The sequence below is a fragment of the Halomonas sp. BC04 genome, from assembly GCF_000568385.1.
Genome location: NZ_AZQX01000251.1, coordinates 1 through 25,486, shown reverse-complemented (window position 1 = coordinate 25,486; position 25,486 = coordinate 1). Strand labels below are relative to the sequence as shown.

Below are 25,486 nucleotides of genomic sequence, written 5' to 3'. Positions count from 1 at the left end.
GGGCCGCACCGGTAATCAGGATGTCCTCGCCCAGCAGGTCGAACTGCAGTGCAGTGTGCACGGCGTTGCCCAGCGGATCGAACAGAGCGGCAACGTCAAGGTCGATGCCGGCCTTGTGCTCCCACACGTTGGACATGGGCAGGGCCACGTACTCGGCGAAGGCGCCGGGACGGTTGACCCCGACGCCACTGGTATGGGCACACAGATGGCGGCGCCCGGCCAGGCAGTTGCGGCATCGCCCGCAGACCACATGCCCCTCTCCGGAAACGATCTGGCCCGGCTTGAAGTCATTCACATTGGAGCCGACCTCGACGATTTCGCCGACAAATTCGTGGCCCACGACCATGGGGGTGGGTATGGTCTTCTGGGCCCAGCTGTCCCATTTGTAGATATGCATGTCGGTACCGCAGATGGCGGTACGCTTCACCTTGATCAGGACGTCGTTGATACCGATCTCGGGGTCCGGTACGTCTTCCAGCCAGAGGCCCGGTGCGGCCTCTTTCTTGACCAGTGCTTTCATGTCTCTACCTTTTGTTTGTTGGTGATGGCTTGTCGGTGAGTGGCTTGTGGAAATGCGGCTCTGGGGCGTGATGAAGTTCTTCAACGGTAACGAACGTGATGCCATTGAGCGAGTGAGCTGGCAATTCAAACCAGGGCGTTTACTATAAGGGATGAAAATCCAGTATCGCAGAATATTTCCATCATGCAAGATTAAATTCCCTTATGATGGATCATGTTTTGGCTCTGCGTTGCGCCCATGGATCTCAGTGAGAGATATCAGTGGCAGGTAGTATTGAAGGTAGCAGTGACAGGTAGCGGTCATAGGTATCGGCATAGAGGAGAGTGGTGTTGAACGACAGAACGACGGAAGCCGAGCCCCAGGGTGAAGCGGGCAGTCAGGTACTCTCGAGCCGCGTCATTGAGCTGCGCAAGAAGCGCAACCTGACCCTTGAGCAGCTCGCGGCGGCTTCGGGGGTCAGCCGCTCGATGCTCAGCCAGATCGAGCGGGGCCGGGCCAACCCCACCCTGGCGGTGACGCTGCGTATCGCCCAGGCGTTCGGATTGAATATCGGCGAGCTGGTGGACCAGCCCTGGGCGGCCTCCCGCATCGAGCTGGTGCGCAGCGACGACACCAGCCAGCTCTTCCGCGACGACCAGGAGTGCCGGATTCGCACCTTGTCGCCCCTGCACCTGGAAAAGAACGTGGAGTTCTACGAGATTCGCATCGCTCCCCGGGCGCGCCTGCACAGCGCGCCCCACTTCGAGGGCACCCGCGAACTGCTGACCATTACCCAGGGGAAGGCCCGGGTACAGGCCGGCGACAATCATTGTGTACTGAGCCCCGGCGACTCGGCGCACTACCATGCCGACCTGGAGCACACCATCGAGAACAGCGGCGATGAGGAGCTGGTGGGCTTCCTGGTCGTGACCTATCAGTAAGATGACGATCCTGCGGCGTCGCGCTTCCGGCGCACCCTTGGGCAGGCAAGGAGGCAAGCGTTGACGAGCATGGTCTACTGGCTGGACATGGCGGGGGTGATCGTCTTCGCACTGTCGGGCGTGATACTCGCCTGTCGCTCGCGAATGGATCCCTTCGGCATGCTGGTGCTGGCGGCGGTGACCGGCATAGGCGGCGGCACCCTGCGTGACCTGGTGCTGGGCGTACGCCCGGTCTTCTGGGTGGCGGACCCCACCTATCTCTGGGTGATCCTGGCCACCGTCGGGGTGTCGATCATCGGCTTCCATTATATTCACCGTCTGTCACGAATCTTCCTGCCGGTGGCCGACGCCTTCGGCCTGGCGCTGTTTACCGCCATCGGCACCCACAAGGCCCTGCAACTCGATACGCCCGGTGCGGTGGCGGTGCTGATGGGGCTGTTGACGGGTGTGGCCGGGGGCATGGTGCGCGATGTCCTGGCGCGCCGGGTGCCCATGGTGCTGCGCCAGGAGGTCTATGCAACGGCATCCATTGCCGGCGGCATTACCTATGTCGTGCTCCATGCGCTCGAGGCTCCCTGGGTGTTGACCATCTCCCTGGCGTTGACGGCGACGCTGGGCTTGCGGCTGGCGGCCATCTACTGGCGGCTTTCGCTCCCGGTGTTCGCCTGGGTGGAGATAGCGCCCCCGGCATCGGCCAACGACGAAGCAGGGCGCGGCGAGGCGCCATCGCCCTCGGCTCGAACCAAGGCAAGGGTCAGGATGATTCGCCAGAAGCGCGACCGGCGTGAAGGTGGGAACAGACATGAGTGATCGGCGCCATTCCCCCTGGCCCCGGTCCGCTTTCTGGTATGCATGGCTACTCCTGCTTCTGCTGCTGGTGGGTTGCGCCGCCGCGCCGGCTGAGTCCGAGCGGGAGCGCCATCGCGAGGCGGGCCTGGCGATCCAGGCGGTCTATGAAGAAGCGCTGCCCCAGCTTTCCATGGCCAAGCGGCGACACTATGCCCAGCGGCTCTATCGCATCACCGGGGAGCCCCGGTATCGGGTGATCGCCCATGAGCACGGCCGGCTTCTGGTGCAACAGCTGCGGGAGGATATCGAAGGGCTGGCCGACCCCGATCATGCCACCGTTCGCAGCCGCCAGATCGTCGAGGGCTATCCGCAACGCACCGCAAAGCAGCGAGCCCGAAGGGCCATGCTGGCCGAGTGGGGGGAGATTGCCTTTGCCCGACAACTGCTCTTTCGCCTGGTACAGGCCGACTACTACGGCCTGCTGGGCGCGTCGGCAATAGAAGGCCATCAGCGGGCCCTCGACTACCTGACCGGCGTGGCGTGGGAGTACTTCCTGACCGATGCCGATGTCATGGCCATCTACGCTGCCCAGGTGGCCAACCAGGTCCACTTCCTCCATCAGCTCGGCATTGCCGACCTGCGTGACGAAGTGGTGGCGGCCTTTCGTCGCCAATATCCCGGCGGCAGTGCCGCTGGACTTGGCGAGGCGGAGTACCACAACAAGCTCTACGGCATGACCCACTTGGTGATCGCTTCGAGCCGGTACTATCAACGCTGGGTGGATCCGCAGGAGTATGCCTGGGTACTCGAGTCCTTCGCCGAGGACATCGACAGGATCCTGGCCCATGCCACGAAGGACATCCAGGCCGAAGTGGCGCTGAGCTTCCTGCTGGCCGGGCAGGAAGTGCACCCAGCCGTTGGCAGGATACGCGACTCCCTGGTGGCGGCCATCGACCCCCAGGCCGGCATCATTCCTTCCACCGCGGGTTCGACCGACCTGGCGCGGGGAGAGCATCGCAACGTGCTGGCGATCATGGTGCTGCGCTGGCCGGGCAGGCTCTATCCCGGGCCTGATCTATCGCTGATGGGGCTTTGATCGGGGTGGGAGGGGGGCGCGATCAGTCTTTGTGCGGGGGCTTCGGCAAGCTGGGGTGTCAATTCGGTCATGATATGTCGGTACAAAGGACGCAGGGTCTCGTGCATGTCCCGTTCGGCCTGGTGCTGGTCGATATAATAGGCGGCTCTCGGCCCGCAGTAGTCGATCACACGGCCCGCCTTGTGAAAGGCCAGGCCTGACATCTTCAGCAGGCGCGAGAAGCGTGGTTCCATCATGGCGAACACATGGCGTCTTTCTGACAGGCCGACAATGGCAGTCGCGGCGAGGAACAGGCTCAGCCCCAGCAGCGGTGAGAAGGGTTTGACGTCATGGCCCGAGAGCTGCTGTATATCGTGCTCGTTCAAGCCGAGGACGCACTCCTTGCTCCTGCGAAAGGCGGGGTGGACGGCGAGGCGGGACACTTCGCAGATCGTGGTACGAGGGAAGAGATTGGGATGCAACCGTGGGTGGTCCAGGCTGTGTCCGCAGCTTCGCTCGAGTGGAAGCGTGTCGAGTGGGGGTGTCGCGTTGCCGGGAATCAGCACCACCCTCAGGCAACCGGTATCGACCCCACTGGGGATATGGTTGAGCAGGCAGAGGATGGCATGCTCGTCGTGGGCGTCGGTCTCGAACGGGATGTCGGCATTGACACCCAGGTCGTAGTTCAGCTCCTGGCGGAATACCTTGTGGCGCAGGGCGTAGGCTCGATAGCGGGACTCCTTGTCATTGGCAATCGAGAACCGGAACTGCTTGGCAAAGGCCGCCAATGGGCTTTTCCTGTCAAGGCGCTGCGCCCTTCTTGCTGTGTCATTGGTCATGTCTCACTGGCATCCTTTCCTGTTGAGCTTCCATTGGCTGTTCAGGCCCTGTTGATGTTTCCCAAGGCTTCCGGGATGACGTCAGTCAGTAGCACAGGACGGCCAAGGTGGTAACCCTGGCCGTAGGTGATGCCATAGGATTCAAGCAATGGCACCAGGGCTTCCTGATCCACGAACTCGGCGATGGCCTGCTTGCTGAAGCCGGCGCAAATATCGGCGATGGCCCTGACAATGACCCGGCTGTCGGGGTTGGTCAGCAGGCTGCGGATGAAGGCGCCGTCGATCTTGATGAAGTCCACCGGCAGTTCGCCGAGATAGTGGAAGCTGCTGAAGCCGACACCGAAGTCATCGAGGGCGGTACGACAGCCAAGATCGCGTATGGACTGAAGTACGCCACGCGCCGTTGAGAAATCGGTGACCGCCGCGGTCTCGGTGATCTCCAGGATCAGGTAGTTCGGGTCGGCCCCGCTGGCGGACAGCTCTTCCACAAGGAACTGCTTGAGTCCATCGTCGTGCAGGGTCTGCCCCGAGAGGTTCACCGCCAGGCTGATGCCCTTGTCCTGAACGTGTTTCAGTGCCTGCAGGCTGTGGCGGAGTACCCAGCGGTCGAGCTGGACGATCTGGCCACTGCGTTCGGCGACGGGAATGAAGTGCAGCGGAGCAATCAGAGAGCCCTTGGGGCCGCGCATGCGTAGCAGGACCTCGTAATGACGGACGTTCCTGTCGTTCAGCCGGACGATGGGCTGCACCATCAATTCGAAGCCATCCTCTTCAATGGCCTGGCGTATTCTCTCCACCCAGTAGACACGCTCCTGGAGCTCATCCTTGGCCGTCTCGACGGTAGAGAGCAGATGCCAGCGCTGTATACCCCCCTCCTTGGCCTTGTACATGGCAAGATCGGCGCTGGCCATCATGTCGGCGGCGTTGTTGCCATGGTCCGGATAGAGGGCGATGCCCAGGCTGGCGGCGGCTCGGTGCCGCTGGCCGCCGGCGTCAAGACCGGTATTCTCGAGCAGGGGGATGATCTGCTTGGCCACGTACATGGCCTGTCCGGCATCGGCTCCCTCCAGCAGCAGGGCAAATTCATCACCTCCCAGACGCGCGATCACGCCGCGATGGCCGAACTCCTGGAACAGGGTGTCAGCCACCATGCGCAGCAGGCGGTCGCCGGTAGGGTGGCCGCTGAGCTCGTTGACGTCCTTGAACTGGTCGAGGTCGAGCAGTAGCACGGCCCCTTGCCGACCGCGCTGCATGGCGAGGGCCAGCGCCTCATGGAAATAGCGGCGATTGTAGAGCTCGGTCAACGGATCCCGCTCGGCAAGCCAGGTCAGGCGAGCTTCCGCTATCTTGCGCTCGGTGATATCGAGACCGACCGAGATGCGCGAAGGCCCTCCCTCCAAGGGTATCGGCAGCGGGGCATGGTACCAGGCAATGGTGCGCTGACGACCTTCCGTCGTGCGCAGGCAGCGCTCCTCCTGGCTCGTGCTGTCACCGAGGCTGGCGTCGCCACCGATGCTGGCGGTATCCCGAGCGGGGAAGACATCATCGAACAGCCGGCCCAGCAGTTTCTCTTCCTGTGTCTCCATGACCGTGAGGGCATAGTCATTGACCAGGCTGATACGGCCATGCTCATCCTGGATAATGATAAACACCCGTGCCGTATCCAGCAGGCTACTGACGAAGTCGCGCTCCCGGGCAAGTTCCGCGACGCGCTCGGCCAGTTGAGTGCCCCGGGCGCCCACCTCCCGTTCCAGGTTTCCAGCTGGTTGGAAAGTTCAAGGGCGGTGCCTTCCAGCACGTCGATCTCATCGGGTAAGCGTCGGCGTGGTATGGGAATTGCGCGGCGGGCTTGGCTAAAGCCACCATGGGCCAGCGCCGGCAACACGCCGGCGAGACGGCGCAGGCGCGCCATGGGGCGCAACAGGATGGCGAGCAGGAGGAGCTCGGCAGCGAGCCAGCCGCTGATGCCAGCCATGAGAAGGGTTCGGGTGTCCTGATTGATGGCCTGCATCTGTGGCGTGATGTCGGAAGCGAGCAGGAAATACCCGCTACTGCGACGATCTTCATCCGACGCCATATGGAGGGCAGCGACTTCGATATCGTGCCCCTGGTGATGCAGGCGCAGGGGAGACCGCAGCAGCTCATTGAGGGAGGTCTGTTCGGCCACCGTTTCCAGAAGGCGGAGATAGGCTTCCTGGCGTGTCATGGCGATCAGGTTGCCATTCCAGCTCGTCAGGTACCGCTCCGGCATCGACACGGGTTCCGGTGAGCCGGTGATCAGCAGGGCGACATCGCTGCCCGACACCTGCTGGACCTCTCGGGTCACATCCGCCAGCGAGCGTGACAGCATGACCATGCCTACGCTCTCTCCGGCAACCAGGATCGGCACGGCGGCATATTGACGGCAGTCAGTGGCGCAGCGCAGCGCAGAGAGGGGGAACTCGGTGGACATCACCTGATCGACCCAGGCCTGGATCGGTCGCTCGTTGTCGGCCTGGCCCTGGCCCCACTCGGCCAGGAGGTTGCCTTCGGCATTGAAGACGAGGATCTCGTCGATGCCCGCTTCGAGCTGGAGGGTCGGCCATTGCGACGAGAGGGAAAGAAACAGGGCCTCGGCGTCGCCGTTCTGGATCGCGGGCCCGAGCTCGGGCGAAGCGGCCGTCAGGGCCGCCAGCTGCTGCAGGCCATCTTCGGAACGCTGGAGTGCCAGCTGGATCTCCCGGGCCTGCCGGGCATTGTGCTCTTCGCGGCTCTCCTCGAACTGGCGGGTCAGATTGGCATGGCCAAGCCAGGTAAACAGCACCACCAACGCCAACAGCAGCAGGCTGCTCAGGGCGATGACTCGCCATGTGAGGCTGAGTCGATGGCGTATTCCCTGGGATCTCGATGCGCTCATGCAAGCCTATCCCTCGCCGAGGTTGAGAAGGAACGATTATGGCGGATCAGAAGCGGAGCGAAAGCTGGAACAGCAGCATGTTCCAACGGCGTTTAGTCTCGGAAGGGTCCGGATTGTCCTGCAGCGGTAGCCAGCCGGTGCCGTCGATATGATGGTATTCGGCTGCCAGTAGCAATTTCGGTGTGACACTCCACTTCAACCCCATGGTGATGTCATCGGCGTAACGGGCGTGGGCCGGGCCCAGGCCCTGGGCCTGATAGGCGCTGCCCGAGCGGTCGCTGCGATCGATCGCAAGACTGTCGTAGCGTATCAGCCACTGCCAGTCGGGGTGGAAGCGGCGTGTATATTGCACATACCAACTTTCGCCGGTGGTATCGGATTGGCGTATGTCGCCGGAAAGGGAGACATTGCGTATGGCGTACTCACCCGTCAAGGCCCATTTTTCCTGGTCGTATTGCACGGAGAGAATCCAGGGTTGAAAGTTCAACTCGCCATCCCCGAAACCGGAGGAGAGGTCGAGATTGACATCGGCGGCACTCAGGGCGGCGGTGAATTGGCCGTTGCCGTGCTCATACAGGACCTGGCCGATGTAGGAGGTACTGCCATCCACCTGAACCCCCAGGCCGGGGGCGAATAGCTGGTCTTCCAGGCCCCGGGTCGTCGGCGTGCCGATGCCGGCCTTGAATCTCAGCGTGCCGTTCTCCAGGCGCTCCTCGGCATAGACGTTGCCTCCATCGGCAGACAGTCCCAGTGAGCGGGTGCGATCGAAATAGATCGACTGTGGCAGCAGGATGCTGGGCCGCGTAAAGGCGACATCCCGCGTCTGGTTGTAGAAGCCGAACGGATTCTTGAAACGACCGGCCTGGATGCCAGGGTGCGCTGCTGGCTGGAGTGCAACTGATAGTCGATGATCCCATAGTCGAGTACCGGTCGTGCGTCGCTGCCATCACCTCCGGCACGACGGCTCAGCACCTGAGCCGCGACCAGGAAGTCCTGATGGGGTCGGAGCGAGGCATTGGCCCCGATCTCGGTAAATTTGAGACTGCCGGAACCGCTGCTGCTGGGGCCGAAGAAATCATTCCTGTCGGTGATGACCAGCGCCTGGCTGAGAAACCCATGCATCTGCAATGTATCTAATGGACCCTCCTCCGCAGCAGCGACCGGCGCCCCGAGCGCTAGTGCAGCCAACAGCGGAGAGCAGCGGCTACTCCATCGAAATAACTTGGACTCGATCATCCAGATACTCCCTTTCCAGATACCCAAGGGCGCCGGGCGTGGTCGCGATGCGCTCCAGCATCTCGGTTTGACTGCTGACTCTATTGGGTGCTTGCCCGGTACCCGAAAAGACCATGCGGTCCCAGGCCAGCTGCAGCTGGTGGGGATAGACGGCCAGGCGTTCCTTGGTGAAGCGCCCGTGCACGGCGTGGTTGTTGGGCAGGACGAAGACCCTCACGGCCTGTCCATCGGGCCAGGTGCGCTGGCGCATGGCGAAGATGGCGCGCATGTTATCGCGGGTCAATGTGCTGGTATTGACATCCGGGTGGGCAATCAGGGCCACCTGGTGCTGGTCGGCACTGGTCGCGGGCGCCAGCATCAGCAGCAGGGCCAGCAGAAGGAGTCGCTTCAATGCAGCCACGCGGCACTTTCCCCGAGGCTGGGCGAGCGGCACGGTGCGACAGCGCGAGCCGACGTCATCATCGCCTCGTTTGACGATGATCTCCCCGTGTCCGGCCCCAGAGGTGACGACACTGGCCAGGACATCTTGCACGTATCGATAGTGAACTCCCCCGATCCCTTGCCGGGACCCAATCCGGTCCTCGGCAATGTCATGCTCCCCGAATGTAATAGTCTTACATCAATGATACATATCTGCACAATAGCCGCTTTGCGGCACTTGGATGCGAAGGCGAGGCGTCCGTACCGTCAACGCAAGCCAGCAGGATTGGCCAAGTTAGCATATTTTTCAGCGTGCTAGCGCGGAGGGGCAGCGGGAGGCTCCTCGATCTCCTGCTGCCAGTCCGATGGTAGCGGTTGGCGGGAATCCATCTCAGAGCGGGCCTCTTCGATGCTCTGGTACCAGCGGCGCGGGCGAAACAGCTGCAGGTTGCGCCCCTCCTCATCCAGGGCAAGGCCTATCCGCAATGCTCCGAAGCGAGCATACATCTCTCCCCGGGCGATATCATCGATGAGACGCAGGTCGGCCAGGATCTCCAGGTTGCGTCCGATCAGACGCAGGTCACTGACGTGGAGCCTGTTGTCGGACAGATCGACATCGGCATGGCCGCTGATCATCGGCACGGTCAGCAGGCGAGCCAGTCTTGGTCGCTCCCCAGCGCGGGACAAGAACAGGTTGGCCAGCAGCCCCGAGTCACGCATGGCAAGCCCGAATCGAGCCGACAGGTTCAGGGGTTGTTGCCAGGTCAGTCGACCTCGCTCCAGGTCGAGCTGAGCCCACCAGCCTTGCACCCTCCGCCCCTCGGCATCTTCATGCATGACATTGTCCAGGCGTAGACGGGTGCCGGCGGCATCGAAGGTCAGCGTCTCGAGATCGCCCTCCCGCAGCCGGGTATCGAGTGAGAGGTCGCCCCGGAGTCGCTGTTCGCCGACGCGCAGGTCGCTATTGAACGCCCTGAGCGTCATGTCTCCCTGGACATGGAGGCCCTCCAGCTGCAGGTCGGCCGTCAGGCTGGCGTTGCCTCCGAGCAGTTCGAGCCCGGCCCCCAGGGGGAGGTAGTCGCTGTAGGCGGAAATATCGGCCACTTCGGCGATGGGCAGCTCGATTCGGGTCGTGATGGCTTCCACCGGTATCGACTCCGGGTCGAGGGTGAAGCGAGGCAGGGTGGTTTCGAGTCGGAAGTGCCGGCCGCTCAGGTACTCGGCCGTGCCGTCCCGCCGCCCCAGCGAGAGACGGGGCAGGTTGAGTGCCAGTCGTGCTTCGGGCTTGGCCGTGTCGCCTTCGACGAAGGCCTCCAGCCGCCCGCTGCCGGCAACGCTATAGTCGAGGAAGGTGGCCGCGAGGTGGTTGGCATCCACCCTCACCTGGCTGCCGGGCTGGGCTCATGGCCTATCAGGTCGAGGTCGGCCTGCAGCTGGCCGGCGCCGCGCAGCGTCAGGCCATGGGCACGGGGCAGCAGGCGGTCGAGAAAGCCGAGCCGGTCGACGCTCCCATCCAGCACCAGTTGTGTGCGGGGAACCTGTCCGTCGCCGCCGAAGGGGTGGGTGAAGCGGGCCTGGCGGGCCAATAGCCTTGTCGTCAGGCGCTGTGCTTCATCGGCGTCATCCATCTCGAGGGTGAAACGTGAGCCGGAGAGGTCGAGCAGGCTCCCGTCCAGGCTGGCATGAGGTAGCAGCAGTTCCAGGCTGAGGGTGCCCAGCACCTCGGTGTCGAGCAGGCCGGTGCGGATGTCTTGTCCGGTCAGTGTGACCTCCCCCCGTATCCCGCTGGCGTCGAAGGTCAGTTGGCCCTGGCTTGCGGCACTGCCACCCAACAGCCGCAACGGTGACGAGTCAGGTAAATGACGGCCGAGCACCGCTACATCGGGTACGGCCGCCTCCGGCCAGGTCAGCCGCAGGATGGCGCTGCGTGCGGCATGTTCCCGCGTCAGGGTATCGATCTCAGCGGTCAGATTCAGTGATGGCGCGACCAGCAGGGGGGGTGTGTTCTCGCCCTGGGTCAGCCGCGCCTGTTCCAGTTCGAGCTGCAGTTCGGCGGCCGGCCCATTGGCCGCCTCCACCAGGCGGGCGGCGAGTCGCCCCCGGCCCTCGGCGTGAAAGTCGAGGAAGCGTGTCTCCAGGGCCGAGGCCTCGACGGTCATGCTGCCGCCCGCCACGGGATAGCCGTTCTCGAATCGCAGGTCGCGAACAGCCGACCTGCGCCGTCCAGCGTCAGGCCGCGTCCACCGAAGGCGTCTTCCAGGAAGACATCCAGAAAAGCCAGGTTCGATACGTGCCCAGCCACGGTCAGGGCACCGTCAAGGGCCACCGGGTCGCCCTCCGAATGCCACGTCGTTAGCGGTTCACGCGTGGTGAAGCTGGCCTGGGGAAAGGTCAGCTCGGTGACCATGGGAGTCGCTTCGCCGGCCAGGCCCTCGCGGGTTGCCGCTATCCGCAGCCGGCTGCCCGAGAGATCCAGGCGGGAAGCCACCGGGTCCAGGTCGGCAAGGTTCATCCCCAGTGCCAGCTCGCCGACGAGAGACTGCTCCATCAGTGTCATCGCGATGTCGCTACCGTCAAGATCGGCCTGGCCCGCGAGTCTGCCCTCTCGATACTCGAACCGAGCGTCCAGCAGTGCCATCCCGGCGTGAAGCGTCAGTGGCAGGCCGGGTGGAAGGTAGCGCGACAGGCGGCTCACGTCGGGGACTTCGGCCCCTTGCCAGCCCATTCGTGCCGAGTCGGGTGGGGCCGGTGGCGCGGTGAGGTCGGCGCTCTCGAGGTGGGCCGATACCGTGAAGTGCCGGCTGGTCAGCAGCGGCGCCTCCTCATCCGATCCGAGGGGGCGCATCATTATATTTTCCAGGGTCACCTCGAGGAGGGGTTGTGGTGACGTCTCACCGGCATGAACCTTGAGACTGGCCAGACCCCGGCCGGAAATCCGTTGCCGAGCTTCGCTGTCACGTTCACCGCCCAGCAGGGCGGCCTCATCGAGTTCCACCGCCAGCTCCGGCGAGTCCAGGGTCACTTGGCTCCCCGTGCTCAGCTCCCCACTGCGCAGCGACAGTTCGGCAGTGAGGCTTCCGCTGCCTTCCAGCGTGAGCCAGGGCGTGGCTTGAAGATAGGGGTTGAACACGTCCCAGGCATCGGCGCGCCCGGCCAGGGAAAGACGTCCGGATATCCGGCTCAACTGCTGCCGGTCCAGGCCTGTTGTGGGGTCGAAGGGGCCACGTTCAGCGTCGTTTCCAGTTGCAGGTCGTCGGCCAGCAGGGTGTCGTTACGCCATAGGGAGCCGGTATCGAGTATCAGCCGGAGCGATTCGGCGCCAACTCGCTGCGCCGCCAGCTCCAGACCCCCGGCTTGCAGCTGGCCCTCGCCCTGCAGGCGGTGGGCTCCTATCCGCAGCAGGCGAATGCCGTTGGCGTCGAGCTTCGGCAGGGTCAGTTGCCGGCGGATCAGCCGGCTGCCGCGATACGCACGTTGGCCTCATCCACCGCCAGATAGAGAGGCAGTTCGGCGGCGTGACGTTCGATGGTCAGGCCTTGAAGATGCAGCCGTCCTGGCCAGAAGCTCCACCCGGTATCCCAGGTCACCGTCAAATGGGGCAGGCGGCGGTCGATCCAGTTCTGGGTCCATGCACTGTTGAGCAGGAGATTGGTACCGACCAGAGCCGACACCAGCAGCATCAGAAGGCTGGAGAGAGACCAGAACAGGAACCGGGCACCTAGCCGGCTGGGACAGGGTATTTTTTCCTTGGTCTGGGACATCGTCAGGCGACTGCCTTCTCCTTGTCGATTGGTGCCATGCTCCCGGTGGCTTCGCGCTCGGGGATTTTATGGCATCATCATCGTTACTTTTTGTGGCACATCATCCAGGCAGGTCGGACCACATATGTTTCTTGATACTTACTATACGCAAACGGATTCGCGCATTCGCATCACCGCACAGCAGGCGAGCGATTTCGCCAAGGGCATTGCCGGCGACTTCAACCCCATTCACGATCCCCAGGCGCGGCGGTTCTGCGTCCCCGGCGACCTGCTGTTCGCACTGGTCCTGAGCCGCTTTGGCCTTTCGCGGGAAATGGATTTTCGTTTCCGCAGCATGGTCGGCGATGGAATCACGCTGCGCCTGGAGGAGGATGAAAGCGGGCACATCGGTGTCAGCGATGATGAGGGCAAGCGCTATCTCGATGTGACGCGCAGCGGTGAAACGACCCGGGACGAGTCTGCGGTGGAGGCCTTCACCCGCTGCTATGTGGCTTTCTCGGGCAGGAACTTTCCCCATGTGCTCAAGCCGCTGCTCGAAGAGAAGGGCGTCATGTTCAACCCGCGCCGGCCGCTGGTGATCTACGACAGCATGGGATTCTCGCTGGAAAGAATGGACCTGCAGCGGCCATCGCTCGAGCTGGTGGATTCGAGCATGGAGGTGAACGGCAAGCGTGGCGACGTGACCCTGCAATTCCGCATCACCGATGGTGGGGCCGAGGTCGGCAGCGGCTCGAAAAAGCTGGTTGTCAGCGGGCTGTGCGACTATGACGCCTCAGCCATGGACGCCATCGTCACCGAGTTCTATCGTCTGAAGGCGGCCTACGAAGCCGGCGCCTGACAGGCCCCGGCCAGCTCATACGACAACGGTCACCGGGCACGACGCCTGGTCGATCACCCGATGGCTGACGCTTCCGAGCAGCTTTTCCCGCCATGTGCCAAGTCCACGGCGGCCCATCACGATTACCGGATAGTCCTCGTGGCGCTGGGCCTGCTGGATGATGGCCTCGGCATAGCGTTCGCCGGCCAGCACCTGCTCGATGATCCCCGCCGGCACATCGCCCAGCACCTTGCGCGCGCGGTTGAAGATGCGCTCCGCCTCGTCGGTGGGTTCGTCAGCCTGCTGCGGTGGCTTGCCTCCCGGGCGACAGAACAGCAGCTCCACCGCGGCATCGGCACTGCGTGCCAGATCACCTGCCAGGAGGGCAGCGCTGTCGCTGTGTCGTGAACCGTCCACCGGCAGCAGCACTCGACCGATACGTTGAATATCCTCGGGGGCCGCTTCGGCATGTACCACCGTGACCGGGCAGGGAGCCTTGTGGACCACCTCGTTGCTGACGCTGCCCTCCACGAACTTGCCCATATCGCTGAGATGACGGGCGCCTATCACCAGGAGGCAGGCCTCCTGGCTCCTGGCGTGCTCGACGATGGCGCGTGCCGGATGGCGAATGAAGGTGTCGTCCTCCAGGGTCACTTCGTCCACGGCCGTCTCAAGCGATGGATCGATGGATTGCCTGGCACGGGAGAAGGCATTTCTGGCAGCTTCCAGGCGCAGTGAGCGGTCCCGGTCGGCTTCGGCTAGTCGGTTGGCGGGCAGGTCGCTGAGCTCGGGGGGATTCAACGGCATCACATGCAGCAACTGCAGCGATGCTTTCAGCAGGCGGGCCAGCATCGCGGCGTGACGTGTGGCAGCGTCGGCGGTGGGTGAGCCATCCACCGGCACGATCACGAGCGAAATGCGCTCACTCATGGTAGGTCTCCCTTGCAGGCAGAGATAGTGAGTCAGGGCTCCAGATTAGCGCAATTGACCCGTTGCCGTCTGCTGGGTGCCCGGAACGAAGAGTCGCTTGCCGAACAGCATGCCGCCCCAGCGAGTGAGGTTGGCGAGTTGATTCAGCCAGATGGATCCAGCAAGGCCGACCACGATCAACAATACGACATACACCGACAGCGGCATGGCCAGGACGTCATTCACCGCGTCCACCATGGCGAAGAACATCGGGTGGGCCAGATAGATGCCGAAGGAGTACTGGTTGATGTACTTGACCAGCGGTGGTGCGGGCCGGTGGCGAAGATGAGTGACTGCGCTGAGGGTGAACAGGATGAACAGCGGCACCACCCAGGTCTCCTTGGAGGAGAACTCCAGCCAGCCGGGCAGCGTCAGCAGGGCGATGAGGCCAACGAAGGCTGCCAGGTAGCGTGGCTGTGCGAGCCGCTTCAGCACCGGCACCTCATCCAGGCGGGGAGGGTCCAGTTGGGCGTAGTAGCGCACCACCAGCATGGCCAGGAAGAACAGGTAGATCCAGCCCAGGGGGGCGATCCAGAGCAGGTAACCGGGCGGTTCGATGCCGTACAGTCGTGTCAGTCCCCAGTAGGCCATGCCGACCAGGCTGCCGATCACCAGCCAGGGGCCGGGTTTCAGCCAGCGCTCCAGGCCATAGCGGGCATAAAGCCAGTAGAAGGCATAGAACTGCATGGCGATGATCAGGAAATAGCCGTGCCAGCCGGCATAGACCAGATAGAAGACCAGGTTTTCCCAAAACCCGATAGCGATGCCGTCGTGCTGCAAGCTCAAGAAGTTGGTGGTCGAATAGATCAGCCCATAGACCAGGTAGGGCACCATCACATACTGCAGGCGCTTGATGAGAAAACCGTCGGGCGGATGGCTGGCGTAGCGGGCCGCGAACAGGAAGATCGAGATGAAGATGAAGATTGGCGTGCCGAGGACCGTGGGGATACGAGCCAGGTCCACGTAGACATTGTCGATGTGCTGGTTCAATCGATCGAGCAGGTGAAAGGCGAAGACGGCAAGGCAGCCGTAGAAGCGCAGCCAATAGATTTCTTCGATTTGCTTCATGGTCCTTGGGCCTTCCCTGGTGTCGTGGGCGCTGTCCGGTTGAAGCAGCTCCGTTGGGGCAGCACAGGTGGAACGCCCTGCGCCGGTGTGCTGTCGACAGCGTGGACGAGGGGAAATTCCCCGTTTGGTAACCGTGTTTCCTACATCCGATCCCGGGCACAGGGAGTCCGTGCATGAACATCAGCCACGCCGTGAGGCTATTCCTGGGGTTAGGGCTACTGCTGGCTACTGCCCCGGCCCTGGCTGGAGAAGTGACCCACCACCGCTTTCATTCGGCGGTACTGGAGCGCGACTACGCCTATACCCTCTATCTGCCGGCGGGCTACCGGGAGTCGAATCTAGCCTATCCGGTGCTCTACCTGCTGCACGGCTCCTTTGGCAGCGAGTCCGACTGGGTCGAGCGTGGCGGACTGAAGGAGACAGCTGATCGCCTGATTCGCCAGGGTGAGATTCCGCCGGTGGTCATCGTGATGCCCGGCAGCGACAGCTGGTGGATCGACGGCTACAACGAGGCGGCACGAACGGCCTTCTTCGAGGATCTTCTGCCCCGGGTGGAGGAGACATGGCAGGTAGTTCCACTGCGTGAGTGGCGCGGTGTGGCGGGGCTTTCCGCCGGTGGCTATGGCAGTCTCAATTTCGCGCTCGAGCGGCCGGAGCTCTTCGGTGCAGCCGCAGCCCTGAGCCCGGCCAGCTACCATCCACTGCCGCCCGCCAACTCCTCGGCGCATCGCCACCCGGCCTTCCTCGACGGCAACGGGCAGTTCGATGCTGACCTGTGGCAGCGGCGCAACTACACCGCCCATCTCGAGCGCTATCTGGAGCGGGGTATCGTCGTGCCGCTCTACCTCAGTGCCGGTAACCGTGACGTCTACAACGCGGAGCACCACGCCCGGCTGGTGCACCAGGCGCTGAGGAGCCACCAGCCCGGCCTGGCGCCCCTGGAAGTGCTTGGTGGCGGGCATACCTGGCGGGTCTGGCGCGCCAGCCTGCCCAGCGCCCTCGGGTGGATGTTCCATTTCCTGCAGGGTCCGGTACCGCTGGAGAGGCTGGCCGAGCAGGGCGCGACCGAAAGCCGCAGGGAGCTGCGCTAGCCGGCGGAGAAGGCCGCATGGAGCCACGCTGCCGAGGGGCAGCGCCAAGTAAAGCGGGCATGAGACGGCATGAGCGTGGTTGGCCTGGCGGCCGCGAAACCGTAGGCTCGGTTAACAACCAACTATCCAGGCCCCGACATGCACCCACAGCGAGAACGCCTGCACAATGAACTGCACGCCCGCCCTTCGATCTACTTTTCGGAGCCGGCCCACGTCCACCACTACGCCTTTCTGGATGAAGACGGAGGCTGTCATGCCATCCTGGCGCAACTGGGTGAAATAACGGGTCTTGCGCTCGATACCGGCTCCGCCCAGGAAATTCTTGCCTTCGAAGGCATGACCCTGAAGTGGGAGCGGCATACCGAATTCTTCACGCTTACCCTGCTGGTCCCGCGGAGTAGCGACAGCGACCTGTGGCCGGCACCGCCCGAGCCACTGGCCTCGATCATCGCGGCCAACAGGAGCCTCCTGATCAATGCCACCCTGGTACTGGTGGAGGCCGAAGAGGCGTGGAGTGGCAAGGGGGAGTCCTATGGGTTCAGCGACCCGGCCGGCTCCCTGGTGGGGGCTGGCGACGCCACGGTATGGAGCGATTTTCGTCTTACCGAGGCGGGCGTGAATCACCTGTTGCTGATCAATCGCGGCCTCAACGCCTTCCGGCTCGGTCGCATGGTGCGCCGCCTGCTGGAGATCGAGACCTACCGCATGATGGCTTCCCTGTCGCTGCCACTGGCCAAGGAGCTCGGCTCCGAGCTGCAGGGTTATGAGACCGAACTCGGCGAGCTTTCAGACCGCAATGCCGAGCAAGAGGAGGCCAATCCACGGCCTCTGCTGTTGGCCCTGTCGCTGCTGTCGGCCCGTCTCGAGCGGAGCGGCGCCCGGTCGCGGCAGCGCTTCAGCGCCACCGAGGCGTATGCCCGGATCGTCTTTACCCGCATCGAGGAGCTACGCGAATCGCGAGTACAGGAGTGTCCCCGCCTCGGCACCTTCATCCTGCGTCGCTTTCGTCCCACGGTGCACTTCTGTGCCGCAATCAATCAGCGTCAGCAGAGCCTGGCCGAGAGCGTGGCGAGGCTCAACGACCTGCTTCGAACCCGTGCCCAGGTCGAGATCGAGGAGCAGAACTCCGGCATCTTGCATAGCCTCAACGAGCGCGCCAGCAGCCAGCTGAAGATCCAGAAGGCGGTGGAGGGGCTGTCGATCATCGTCATCAGCTACTACCTCTTCAGCCTGTTCAAGCTGGCCCTGCAGAGCCTCGGGGCCCTCGGGGTGCCCGTGGTGCCCAGCGTGGCTGCGTCGATCATCGGCCCGCTGGGGCTTGCCATCATCGGACTGCTGGCCTGGCGTATCTGGCGCGTCAAGCAGCACTGAGGCTGCGAGGTCAGCCTCAGGCTGTCACACGCTTGACCCTGGCATGAAGCATGACCAGCCCCAGCATCAAGGTACCCATCAGGGCAGCCAGCAGCAGGGGGAAGGCCCGGGTGCCGGCCCACTCCAGAAGGGGGCCGGTCAGTGACGGCACCGCCAGGGCACCGGTGCCTGCCGCCAGGAATATCAGGCCCGTGGTGCGGCCGCTCATGGTGATCAGCTGGTTGCTGAGGCCGAACAGCGTGGGAAAGATGGCCGAGGCCGAAAGCCCGAACAGCAGCGCCATCAGGGGCAGGGGCAGCCAGGCGGCATGCAGCGAGAGGGCCGTGGCCAGTCCGAGTCCCAGGCAGCCGATCAGCACGACCCAGGGGGAAAAGAACCGTAGCAGGGGAATCGCCAGCAGGCGGCCGGCGGACAGCGACAGCCAGAACAGGGTGACCAGCATGGCGGCATCCTGAGGCGGCATTCCGCTCAGGGTGCCGTAGGAGGTTGCCCAGCCGGCGAAGGTGATCTCCATCCCCACGTAGAGTCCGAACATCACCATGAAGATCGCCAGCAGTCCGGGATCGGGGGGCGCCTTGGCGGGCTTGTCGTGGCGCTTCTCGACCAGGGCGCGCGGGCTTGCCTGCCGCGCCAGGGGCCAGAGCAGTATCATCCCGAAAAGTGCGACCAGCCAGAAAGCCCAGGCGAACTGTCCTGTCACTGCCAGTACGGCAATCAATACCAGCGGGACCACCATATTGCCGAGCCCGAAGCAGAAGTGGAGCGCACTGATCCAGGGGGCCGAGGCAGTACCATGGGTCCACAGCAGCAGGGTGTTGGAACCGGCATTGAGCGAGACTTCGGCAAAGCCGAGCACGAAGATGGCCGCCGTTAGCGTGACCAGTGTCTGGCTGAAGGGCACCGCCGCGAGCCCCATCGCCATCAGCACGAGCATGACGATCAATACCCGGTGGCCGGAAAATCGGTCGATCAGCAGTCCGGAGACCACCGACCCGAGCATGTTTCCCAGTGCTCTGGCGGTGAACAGCACGGCGATTTGCCCCATGCCGGAGCCGGTCATTTCTGCCAGGTGAGGCAGTGCCGGACCCAGCAGCCCGCCGCTCATGCCAATGACGACAAGCACGACAAAATAGGTCAGGGTGGCTCGGGTGTCCTGTCGGGCCAGCATCTCCACTCCATGGCATTTGTGGCGAGCGGGCGATTGTCGCACGATCGTCGGTCAGGGAGCTCTTGGCCCGTGGGGTTTTTCCTGCCAAGCCGTGGATTTTTTTGTGTCTTTCGAGCGGGACTACGGCAGCGGACCTGCCTGACCGGCAGGCCCACCGCGATCCTGGCCATTACTGCTCCGCATCGAGCTGGGCGAGCAGGTCTTCCACGGCGCGCTCCAACTGGCGGTCGCGGCCGGCGACCTCATCCTCCGGCGTCTGCTCGACCAGGATATCGGGCATCGCGCCATTGTGCTCCATGTCGGTTCCGTCGGGTAAAAACCAGCCCCGGAAGGGGCGACGGACGGTGGCGCCATCGATCAGGGTGTGGCTGTTGGTGGAGATCACCCCGCCGTAGGTCTGCTGGCCCACCAGGTTGCCTCGATCCAGGGTGGAGAAGGCATGGGCCAGGATCTCGGCATTCGAATAGCTTTTCTCGTTGGCCAGCATGTTGATCGGCAGGGTGTAGCGGGGGGCGTCCAGCCTGTCCTGGGGATAGTGGCCGGTCGCCTGTGGATCCGCCCCGACGGGAAGCGTATAGGCGTGCTCGCCCGCCATGATCGAGGTCAGGATGCGGTCGGTGGTATGGCCGCCACCGTTGTTGCGCACATCGATGATCAGGCCGTCCTTGTCGGTCGCGGCGGCATAGAGGTCCCCCTGGAAGCCCTCCAGCGAGGTCTGGTTCATGGCCTGGATATGCAGGTACCCGATCCGGCCGTCGGAAAGCTCTTCGACCCGGCGGCGTGTCTCCTCGCGGAAGTGGTCGTACTTCAGTCGCGCGAGATCGCTCATGCCGATCGGGGCCAGCATGGTGCGGTACTCGGTATAGCCGTTGTCACCGGGGCGGTCGAAGGTGATGATGACCTCCTGGTCGATGCGGCCACGCAGCCGCAGCAGCAGGGTATCGCTCTCCTCGAACGGCCGAAGGTCGATCTCGGTGATGATGTCGCCCTCCTGGAGCGGCATGGGGCCGCGGGAGGCCGGTCCTTCGGGAATCACTTCGGTCACGCGATAACCGGCCCTGCCGTCGGCCTGCGACACCATGCGTTCCTGCTCGATGCCGAGCCGGCCGGAGGGTTCGCGCAGTGCCGACACCGGGCCGGGGTTGGATACCCCCATGTGGGAGGCGGCAAGCTCGCCCATCAGGCGGTTGGAAATATCGCTGAACTCACTGGGGGTGCGGGCGCGGCGTATCAATGTTTCGTAATCCTCGACCACCTGTGGCCAGTCCAGCCCCTTCATGTCCTCGCGGTAGAAGCTCTCGCCGATCATCCGTGCCGCTTCGTTGAACTTTTGCAGCGACTGCTCCTGCAGGTCGATGCGTATCCGGTCGGAGATGTCGGGCCGCTGGTGGGTGCCTCCCGAGAGCCGCGCCACACCCACGCGACCATCGCTGATATACACGACACGGTCGCCGGTGATGCTCAGGTGCTGCACATTGGCGATGGGCCCCAGCCGGGTGCGGTTGCTGCCGTCCCAGTCCATGACATACAGGCCTTCACTGCCCTTGTTGAACACGTAGCGGTCACCGCCCGGCGTCATCTCGTTGGCCGAGTTGTGCGCAGGGGAAGCGGTGATGCGCTCCACCCTGCGCCAGGCGTTTTCCAACTCGAGGGCCGGTTCGTCCACGGTATCCGCCTCCTGGGTCTCTTTCCGCATGACCGGCAGCGGGGAACGGTCATCGGCTTCGTTGCGGGCATTGCGATAGTAGGCGGTCCGCTCGCGGGGGGTGTAGGTCTCGATGACACGGTCGAGGTAGACGCTATAGAGGTCGTAGCTGTCGCCCGAGCGGTTGGAAATGAAGCTCAGCTTGCGGCTATCGGCAGACCATCGAGGGCTGAGATCGTTGCGCGGATGCCGGGTGATATTGACCGGCGCTTCCGAGCCGTCTGCCGGAACGATGAAGATGTTGGCACTGAAGTTCAGGTCGTTGCGGGAAAAGGCGATATAGCGGCTGTCCGGCGACCAGCGCCAGTGGGTAAAACTGTCCCAGCCTTCGACCAGGGTTCTCGTATCCTCGCTCTCCAGATCCATTATCATCAGGTCGCCGCGTCCCCGGCGAAAGGCAAGGGAGCGGCCGTCCGGAGACGGCGAAACCTGCCGGTCATTGTGCTCGTTTGCCACCAGCGGCTCGACATCGAACTGGACCGCGTCGTGCCAGCGGGTCGGGTCGCGTTCCGGTGGCACCTCTTCGGGAGCCTCGACGTCGAGCTCCTCTTCCGGAATGCTTTCGGCCTGTATCGGTTGATCCTGCAGTGGCTCCGGTACATCCACCGGGGGCGATGGAGTCGGCAGCAGGATCGGCGTGATCAGAAAGCCCGGATCCTGCGGGGCGAACGGATCCGCGGGGTCTTCTCCTTGCAGCGCAATGTCCGGTTCATCGTTGGCTTCAGGGTCCGGCTCGATCGGCTCCTCGGGGGCGGGCATGGCCGGTTCCACGGGTGCCGGCGCCGTGAGCTCCCAGTCGCGAGAGGGCCGCTCATCTGGCGATAGCCGTTCGTGAGTCTGGCGGATTTCGTCACGGGTCAGAGCCACCCGTGCCTGGTGTATCGACTCGGTGCCATCGGCATCGTTGACAAAATAGAGCGCCAGGCCATCGGGTGACCAGGCAATGTCCTTGTGGCGGGCATGGGTGCCCGGCGTCACGGGCCGGGTCGGGCTCTGCTCGTCCATATGACGCACGTAGACCCTGCCGTAGGCGATATAGGCCATGGTCTGGCCGTCGGGACTGAGGGCCGCCTCGCTGACGTCCCGGTTGATCCGGCGCAGCTCATGGTCGTCTCGACCGTCCGCGGCAGCCCGCAGCGTCACTGGTTCAGGCTCGGCGTCGGGGGCTTCCAGGTCCAGGGTGAGAAGGGTGTCCCAGACCTGCAGGATGGCGGTACTGCCATCGTGGGAAATATCGAAGTGCTGCAGGTCACGCTCATCGAAGTCGGTGAGACGATCGAAGTCCAGCGCCTCGTTCCCCAGCTCGACGCGGTAGAGGTTGACCGTCTCGTCTTCCCGGTCGGACATGAACAGCAGCGTATGGTTGTCGATCCAGCGTGCACTGCCATCGTCCCCATCTCGCTCGGTGAGGGTTTCGAAGGCATCGGTTTCACGATCGTGCAGCCAGACGTTCATGGCGTCCGGTCCGCGGTAGTGGCGACGATTCCAGCCATGGTAGGCGCCGCCGCGGGTAAAGGCGACCCGCTGCCCATCGGGAGAAAGCTGCGGCTCGGAGCCGAAGGCATCATGCAATCGACGATATTCTCCACCCTCCGGAGGCAGCTGGTAGGGCCGTTGGTCACGGTAGACGTCGGCCTCGAGCATGCCGGAGAAGGTGATGACCGGATCTCCGGCCTCGTCGACGCCATAGCTCGGGTTGCGCAGGTGCTGGTCGCCGTGGGTGAGCTGGGTCAGCTCGCCGCCGTCACGACGCATGCGCCACAGGTTCAGGTAGCCGTCGCGCATCGAAGAAAACACGACCCACTCCCCGTCCGGGCTCCAGCTCGAATAGAGATCATCCAGGTCGTGGCGGGTCAGGCGCATGGCTTCACCGCCATCGGTTGGCGCCCGCCACAGATCGCCACGCCAACTGAAGACGAGCTCCGAGCCGTCAGGACTGATGGAGGGGAAGCGGGGCAGGCCGACCTCCGCCGCCGCTGCCACGGGGGCACCTGCCAGTAGCCCTCCCAACGCCGTCACCAAGCTATTCGCTGCGTCGCGCTACCCAGGATGCTTCCATTGTCGTGCGACATACCCATTCGCCAAGCCTTTCATCCGCTGGAACATGCCCAACCAACGTAGCAACAAACCCGGGCCCCTTCGAATGCCGGCGGCTTTAGCCTCCTTGGTTGGCGGTACCCCTATCAACTAACATTCTGGTGAATACGACATTTCTGTGCTCAGGAGGCCAGTGTCAGGAGGGCCGGGGCCAGGTGGAGCAGCCGCATGGAACGCAGGGACAGAATGACCAGGGATCGGGAGGAGGGATGAGCGACTCAGAGCACAAGCATGCGGCGAAGGAGGATCGAGATCCCTACCCGGATGCGCTGCGCGCCCTGGCGCTGCTCATCGTGGTGCTGGGGCACTGGGCGGCAACCTTGCCCCGTGTCGAGAATGGCATCCTGGTGGACACCGACCATATCCTGGACGCCTGGGCGCCGGCGGGGCTGTATACCTGGCTGGTACAGGTGGTGCCGCTGTTCGTTTTCGTCTCCGCCGCGGTCAGCTCCCAGGGCGTACAGCAACGCCTGGAGAGAGGCGAGCCACACCTGCACTGGTGGGCAGGCCGTGCCCTGGGGCTGGCGCGCCCCACCGTCACCTACCTGGTGGTACTGACGGGTTTCGTGCTCACCGCTTTTTTCACCAGGGATGGCGTCCTTGGGCCGCTTAACCACTCGCTGACCGTGCACCTCTGGTTCCTGCTGATCCTGCTTGGGGTACAGCTGCTGCTGCCGTTCTGCGTCTGGGCCGACCGTCGTTGGGGGCTCAAGGCCGTCGTCGGGCTGATCCTGCTCATTGCCGCGGTCGACCTGCTGCGCGCCCGGCCCACCGGTGCCGCTGACCTGCTTGCGTTCGGCGCACGGGTCACCGACACCCATGACTATTTCGGCTGGATCAACATTGTCCTGGCCTGGGTGTTGCCGCAACAGCTGGGCATCGCCTGGTGGCACGGTCGCTTCTTCGGTCGTCGCACCGGGCTGGGCCTGCTGCTCCTCGGGTTTGCCTGGCTGGGGCTGGCCGTGGCGGTCGGTTATCCCGTCTCCATGGTCAACGGCAACGTCGGCGGCGATACCAACCTGCTGCCGCCGACCCTGGCGCTGCTCGGTGTGATGTGGGTGCAGGTTGGCTTGGTCGTGCTCTTCGAGACCCCGGTGCGCAACTTCCTCAAGCGCCAGCACATGGGGTCATGGATGGCGATGTTCGGTGCCCTGGGGCTACAGCTCTATCTCTGGCACAAGCTGGCCGAACTGCCCGCCACCTGGCTTGGGGTGCGCCTGGGCTGGCCTATCGACGCCGGCATGCCTGGTGAGCCTGGGTTCTGGATCGGCCGGCTGGAGTGGATCGGGCTCTGTGCCTGATGCTAGCGCCGGTGATGATCGCCGTGGTGGCCTTCGAGCGCTATCGCAAGCGGGATGTGCCCCACGCAACCAGCACACCGGCCATTCTCGTTGGCGGTGGGGCGCTATTCTTCGGCCTGGGGGTCAGCCTTGGCCTTGGCGCCTTCCCCGGAGCCGCCATCGGGCTGGTGGGGGTGGCGCTCGCCTCCTGGCTGCTGCGAGCCTGATAGCGACGCGCCGTACCATTGACGAATACGCTCGACCACCCAGTCGGGATCGTCGAGCGGCAGGTCGTGGCCAGCCTTCGGGTGCAACTCGAGCGGCCATCCCCAGCGTTCTGCCATGGCCTTAGAGCAGCGCCACGACACCATCTGATCGGATCGCGAAGCCAGTACCAGCGCCGGCAAGCCGGGCAGCTCCTGTGGCGGAGAGAACCCCCTCGCGGCGGCCAGAAGCTGTCGCATCAGGTTGGCCTTGCTCACGGGGGCTTCGCGTTGCCAGCGTGCGTGTCGTTGCGCCACTCCGGGCAAGTCGTCCTGCAGCCGCGTGGTCATGCGTAGAATCAGGCGTTCGCGTTGCTCATGGCCGAGCGGTAACAGCAGCGCCTGCAGCAGGCGTGGATACTGACGGGGGCGCAGTCGCTGATGGAAGGGGGCGATGCCGCGCAGGCTCGAGTTGATCAGCACCAGGCAGGCCACTTCATCGGGAAAACGCTGTGCCCAGCGCAGTGCCACCATGCCACCCAGGGAAATCGCCAGGACGATGGGGGCCGGGGATGCCGTCCCGGGCGATCTGGTCGCGTAGCGCCTCGACCATGCCATCGACCCGGGTCGGGCTGGGTTCTCGCCAGTGCTGGCCATTGCCGGGCAGGTCCAGGGCGTGTGCCGGCTCATCCAGGGCCACCGCCAGCCGTTTCGTCATGCCTTCCCAGTGACGTGCCTCGCGGATCAGTCCTCGCAGCAGTATCCAGCCGGGCCGCAGGGGCGGCGCATTCGGGCTTCCACACTGCCGGGCTTGGCTGGGTCGGGCGGTTTTCGATCGTGTGGCTGCTGATGGATTGGTTTCATGACACCGAACCGAAATAGCGATGCTTTCTACTCTAGCAGTCGGCGACAAAGGCACCATTATTGATACATCGAGTAACAAGAAACATTTTAAAACAAAACCTTGCGATGGATGTTCGGTTGAAGTCGCCCGGCGCAGACACTAGCTTTCAAGGAGCAGCAGGAAGCTGTGCAGCGACAACCGAGAGGTCTTTCGCTGGCATGCTATTCACAAAGGGAATTGGGAATGGAACAAGGTAGTTGAATAGCCACTGACAAGAGGGAGCAGGATTATGCAAGTACGTGAAGTCATGACGAAGCGTCCGGATTATCTCGATGCCGATGCCACCATCCGGGAGGTGGCCGAGCGAATGTCGAAGAGCAATTCAGGTTTCGAGCCCCTGGTGGAGGGCGACAGGAT

Annotated in this window: 23 protein-coding genes and 1 pseudogene; 8 read left to right on the top strand and 16 right to left on the bottom strand. The window is 63.8% G+C overall.

All coding sequences use genetic code 11. From position 1 onward, the window contains the following. A partial coding sequence (locus Q427_RS17495) for an alcohol dehydrogenase catalytic domain-containing protein (protein ID WP_043516318.1) occupies nucleotides 1-520 on the bottom strand: 520 nt, incomplete at its 3' end. 329 nt (nucleotides 521-849) lie between these two features. On the opposite strand from Q427_RS17495, the gene Q427_RS17490 reads away from it, so the two are divergent. The 3 genes from Q427_RS17490 to Q427_RS17480 are packed head-to-tail and all read left to right on the top strand — an operon-like array spanning nucleotide 850 to nucleotide 3,325. Continuing rightward, entirely contained in the window at nucleotides 850-1,440 is a 591-nt protein-coding gene (locus tag Q427_RS17490; RefSeq protein ID WP_043516316.1) for a helix-turn-helix domain-containing protein, read from the top strand. A 60-nt stretch (nucleotides 1,441-1,500) separates the two neighbouring features. After that, entirely contained in the window at nucleotides 1,501-2,250 is a 750-nt protein-coding gene (locus Q427_RS17485) for a trimeric intracellular cation channel family protein (protein WP_081786060.1), read from the top strand. Continuing rightward, entirely contained in the window at nucleotides 2,243-3,325 is a 1,083-nt protein-coding gene (locus Q427_RS17480) for a DUF3541 domain-containing protein (protein ID WP_051496491.1), read from the top strand. Before Q427_RS17485 ends, Q427_RS17480 begins: the two co-directional genes overlap by 8 nt. On the opposite strand, the gene Q427_RS17475 is transcribed toward Q427_RS17480, so the two are convergent. The 10 genes and pseudogenes from Q427_RS17475 to Q427_RS29105 form a co-directional block, all read right to left on the bottom strand. After that, the gene (locus Q427_RS17475; RefSeq protein ID WP_081786059.1) at nucleotides 3,289-4,143 is read right to left on the bottom strand and encodes a PEP-CTERM/exosortase system-associated acyltransferase; all 855 of its coding nucleotides are present in this window, start codon (nucleotides 4,141-4,143) and stop codon (nucleotides 3,289-3,291) included. The genes Q427_RS17480 and Q427_RS17475 overlap by 37 nt on opposite strands. A gap of 41 nt (nucleotides 4,144-4,184) precedes the next feature. Next, the gene (locus Q427_RS36385; protein WP_331280654.1) at nucleotides 4,185-5,795 is read right to left on the bottom strand and encodes a putative bifunctional diguanylate cyclase/phosphodiesterase; all 1,611 of its coding nucleotides are present in this window, start codon (nucleotides 5,793-5,795) and stop codon (nucleotides 4,185-4,187) included. A 425-nt stretch (nucleotides 5,796-6,220) separates the two neighbouring features. Continuing rightward, a pseudogene (locus Q427_RS36380) lies at nucleotides 6,221-7,039 on the bottom strand (cache domain-containing protein); the annotation flags it as partial. Nucleotides 7,040-7,085: 46 nt separating this feature from the next. Further along, complete coding sequence (locus Q427_RS36375) at nucleotides 7,086-7,649, bottom strand: hypothetical protein (RefSeq protein WP_331280653.1); 564 nt, start codon at nucleotides 7,647-7,649, stop codon at nucleotides 7,086-7,088. A 77-nt stretch (nucleotides 7,650-7,726) separates the two neighbouring features. After that, entirely contained in the window at nucleotides 7,727-8,275 is a 549-nt protein-coding gene (locus Q427_RS36370) for a hypothetical protein (protein WP_331280652.1), read from the bottom strand. Then, on the bottom strand, nucleotides 8,244-8,807 hold the full coding sequence (locus Q427_RS17460) for a hypothetical protein (protein ID WP_231613763.1): 564 nt from the start codon (nucleotides 8,805-8,807) through the stop codon (nucleotides 8,244-8,246). The genes Q427_RS36370 and Q427_RS17460 overlap by 32 nt, the downstream gene beginning before the upstream one ends. 203 nt (nucleotides 8,808-9,010) lie before the next feature. Further along, complete coding sequence (locus Q427_RS17455) at nucleotides 9,011-10,072, bottom strand: hypothetical protein (RefSeq protein ID WP_043516314.1); 1,062 nt, start codon at nucleotides 10,070-10,072, stop codon at nucleotides 9,011-9,013. Between the two features lie 2 nt (nucleotides 10,073-10,074). Further along, complete coding sequence (locus Q427_RS17450; protein WP_155833606.1) at nucleotides 10,075-10,854, bottom strand: hypothetical protein; 780 nt, start codon at nucleotides 10,852-10,854, stop codon at nucleotides 10,075-10,077. Further along, a complete protein-coding gene (locus tag Q427_RS17445; protein ID WP_043516310.1) occupies nucleotides 10,851-11,879 on the bottom strand; it encodes a hypothetical protein in 1,029 nt (342 codons plus the stop codon). Before Q427_RS17445 ends, Q427_RS17450 begins: the two co-directional genes overlap by 4 nt. Before the next feature lie 265 nt (nucleotides 11,880-12,144). Beyond that, nucleotides 12,145-12,456, bottom strand: a complete 312-nt coding sequence (locus tag Q427_RS29105) for a hypothetical protein (protein WP_051496489.1) — start codon at nucleotides 12,454-12,456, stop codon at nucleotides 12,145-12,147. Nucleotides 12,457-12,580: 124 nt separating this feature from the next. On the opposite strand from Q427_RS29105, the gene Q427_RS17435 reads away from it, so the two are divergent. Continuing rightward, entirely contained in the window at nucleotides 12,581-13,294 is a 714-nt protein-coding gene (locus tag Q427_RS17435) for a DUF3581 domain-containing protein (protein WP_043516307.1), read from the top strand. 15 nt (nucleotides 13,295-13,309) lie between these two features. On the opposite strand, the gene Q427_RS17430 is transcribed toward Q427_RS17435, so the two are convergent. Both Q427_RS17430 and Q427_RS17425 read right to left on the bottom strand, forming a co-directional pair. Continuing rightward, complete coding sequence (locus Q427_RS17430) at nucleotides 13,310-14,203, bottom strand: universal stress protein (protein WP_043516304.1); 894 nt, start codon at nucleotides 14,201-14,203, stop codon at nucleotides 13,310-13,312. 45 nt (nucleotides 14,204-14,248) lie between these two features. Next, nucleotides 14,249-15,310, bottom strand: coding sequence for an acyltransferase family protein (locus tag Q427_RS17425; RefSeq protein ID WP_043516302.1), 1,062 nt, complete (start codon nucleotides 15,308-15,310; stop codon nucleotides 14,249-14,251). A 173-nt stretch (nucleotides 15,311-15,483) separates the two neighbouring features. Here Q427_RS17425 and Q427_RS17420 point away from each other — a divergent pair, with 173 nt between their 5' ends. Both Q427_RS17420 and Q427_RS17415 read left to right on the top strand, forming a co-directional pair. Then, the gene (locus Q427_RS17420; RefSeq protein ID WP_051496488.1) at nucleotides 15,484-16,401 is read left to right on the top strand and encodes an alpha/beta hydrolase; all 918 of its coding nucleotides are present in this window, start codon (nucleotides 15,484-15,486) and stop codon (nucleotides 16,399-16,401) included. Nucleotides 16,402-16,539: 138 nt separating this feature from the next. Beyond that, nucleotides 16,540-17,772, top strand: a complete 1,233-nt coding sequence (locus Q427_RS17415; protein ID WP_043516300.1) for a DUF3422 domain-containing protein — start codon at nucleotides 16,540-16,542, stop codon at nucleotides 17,770-17,772. Between the two features lie 16 nt (nucleotides 17,773-17,788). Here the strand turns inward: Q427_RS17415 and Q427_RS17410 are convergent, their stop codons facing one another. Together Q427_RS17410 and Q427_RS17405 are read right to left on the bottom strand one after the other, a co-directional pair. After that, nucleotides 17,789-18,940, bottom strand: a complete 1,152-nt coding sequence (locus Q427_RS17410) for an MFS transporter (protein ID WP_155833605.1) — start codon at nucleotides 18,938-18,940, stop codon at nucleotides 17,789-17,791. Nucleotides 18,941-19,109: 169 nt separating this feature from the next. Then, nucleotides 19,110-22,664 (bottom strand): S41 family peptidase, encoded by a 3,555-nt coding sequence (locus Q427_RS17405; RefSeq protein ID WP_231613762.1) that lies wholly within the window; start codon nucleotides 22,662-22,664, stop codon nucleotides 19,110-19,112. A 287-nt stretch (nucleotides 22,665-22,951) separates the two neighbouring features. On the opposite strand from Q427_RS17405, the gene Q427_RS17400 reads away from it, so the two are divergent. Next, nucleotides 22,952-24,043: an acyltransferase family protein gene (locus tag Q427_RS17400; protein WP_043516293.1), complete on the top strand. Its 1,092-nt coding sequence runs from the start codon at nucleotides 22,952-22,954 to the stop codon at nucleotides 24,041-24,043. A gap of 104 nt (nucleotides 24,044-24,147) precedes the next feature. Here the strand turns inward: Q427_RS17400 and Q427_RS17395 are convergent, their stop codons facing one another. Then, nucleotides 24,148-24,843: an alpha/beta fold hydrolase gene (locus Q427_RS17395; protein WP_331280655.1), complete on the bottom strand. Its 696-nt coding sequence runs from the start codon at nucleotides 24,841-24,843 to the stop codon at nucleotides 24,148-24,150. A gap of 515 nt (nucleotides 24,844-25,358) precedes the next feature. Between Q427_RS17395 and Q427_RS35520 the strand changes: the two genes are divergently transcribed. Continuing rightward, the coding region (locus Q427_RS35520) for a CBS domain-containing protein (protein WP_043516291.1) at nucleotides 25,359-25,486 on the top strand (128 nt) is incomplete at its 3' end.

Excerpts from the sequence above, each read along its gene's own strand:
- Q427_RS17480 (WP_051496491.1), top strand. The coding sequence starts at position 2,243 with ATGAGTGATCGGCGCCATTCCCCCTGGCCCCGGTCCGCTTTCTGGTAT.
- Q427_RS17475 (WP_081786059.1), bottom strand. The coding sequence starts at position 4,143 with ATGACCAATGACACAGCAAGAAGGGCGCAGCGCCTTGACAGGAAAAGC.
- Q427_RS36370 (WP_331280652.1), bottom strand. The coding sequence starts at position 8,275 with ATGATCGAGTCCAAGTTATTTCGATGGAGTAGCCGCTGCTCTCCGCTG.
- Q427_RS17450 (WP_155833606.1), bottom strand. The coding sequence starts at position 10,854 with ATGACCGTCGAGGCCTCGGCCCTGGAGACACGCTTCCTCGACTTTCAC.
- Q427_RS29105 (WP_051496489.1), bottom strand. The coding sequence starts at position 12,456 with ATGTCCCAGACCAAGGAAAAAATACCCTGTCCCAGCCGGCTAGGTGCC.
- Q427_RS17435 (WP_043516307.1), top strand. The coding sequence starts at position 12,581 with ATGTTTCTTGATACTTACTATACGCAAACGGATTCGCGCATTCGCATC.
- Q427_RS17430 (WP_043516304.1), bottom strand. The coding sequence starts at position 14,203 with ATGAGTGAGCGCATTTCGCTCGTGATCGTGCCGGTGGATGGCTCACCC.
- Q427_RS17425 (WP_043516302.1), bottom strand. The coding sequence starts at position 15,310 with ATGAAGCAAATCGAAGAAATCTATTGGCTGCGCTTCTACGGCTGCCTT.
- Q427_RS17420 (WP_051496488.1), top strand. The coding sequence starts at position 15,484 with ATGAACATCAGCCACGCCGTGAGGCTATTCCTGGGGTTAGGGCTACTG.
- Q427_RS17415 (WP_043516300.1), top strand. The coding sequence starts at position 16,540 with ATGCACCCACAGCGAGAACGCCTGCACAATGAACTGCACGCCCGCCCT.
- Q427_RS17410 (WP_155833605.1), bottom strand. The coding sequence starts at position 18,940 with ATGCTGGCCCGACAGGACACCCGAGCCACCCTGACCTATTTTGTCGTG.
- Q427_RS17400 (WP_043516293.1), top strand. The coding sequence starts at position 22,952 with ATGAGCGACTCAGAGCACAAGCATGCGGCGAAGGAGGATCGAGATCCC.
- Q427_RS17395 (WP_331280655.1), bottom strand. The coding sequence starts at position 24,843 with ATGGCATGGTCGAGGCGCTACGCGACCAGATCGCCCGGGACGGCATCC.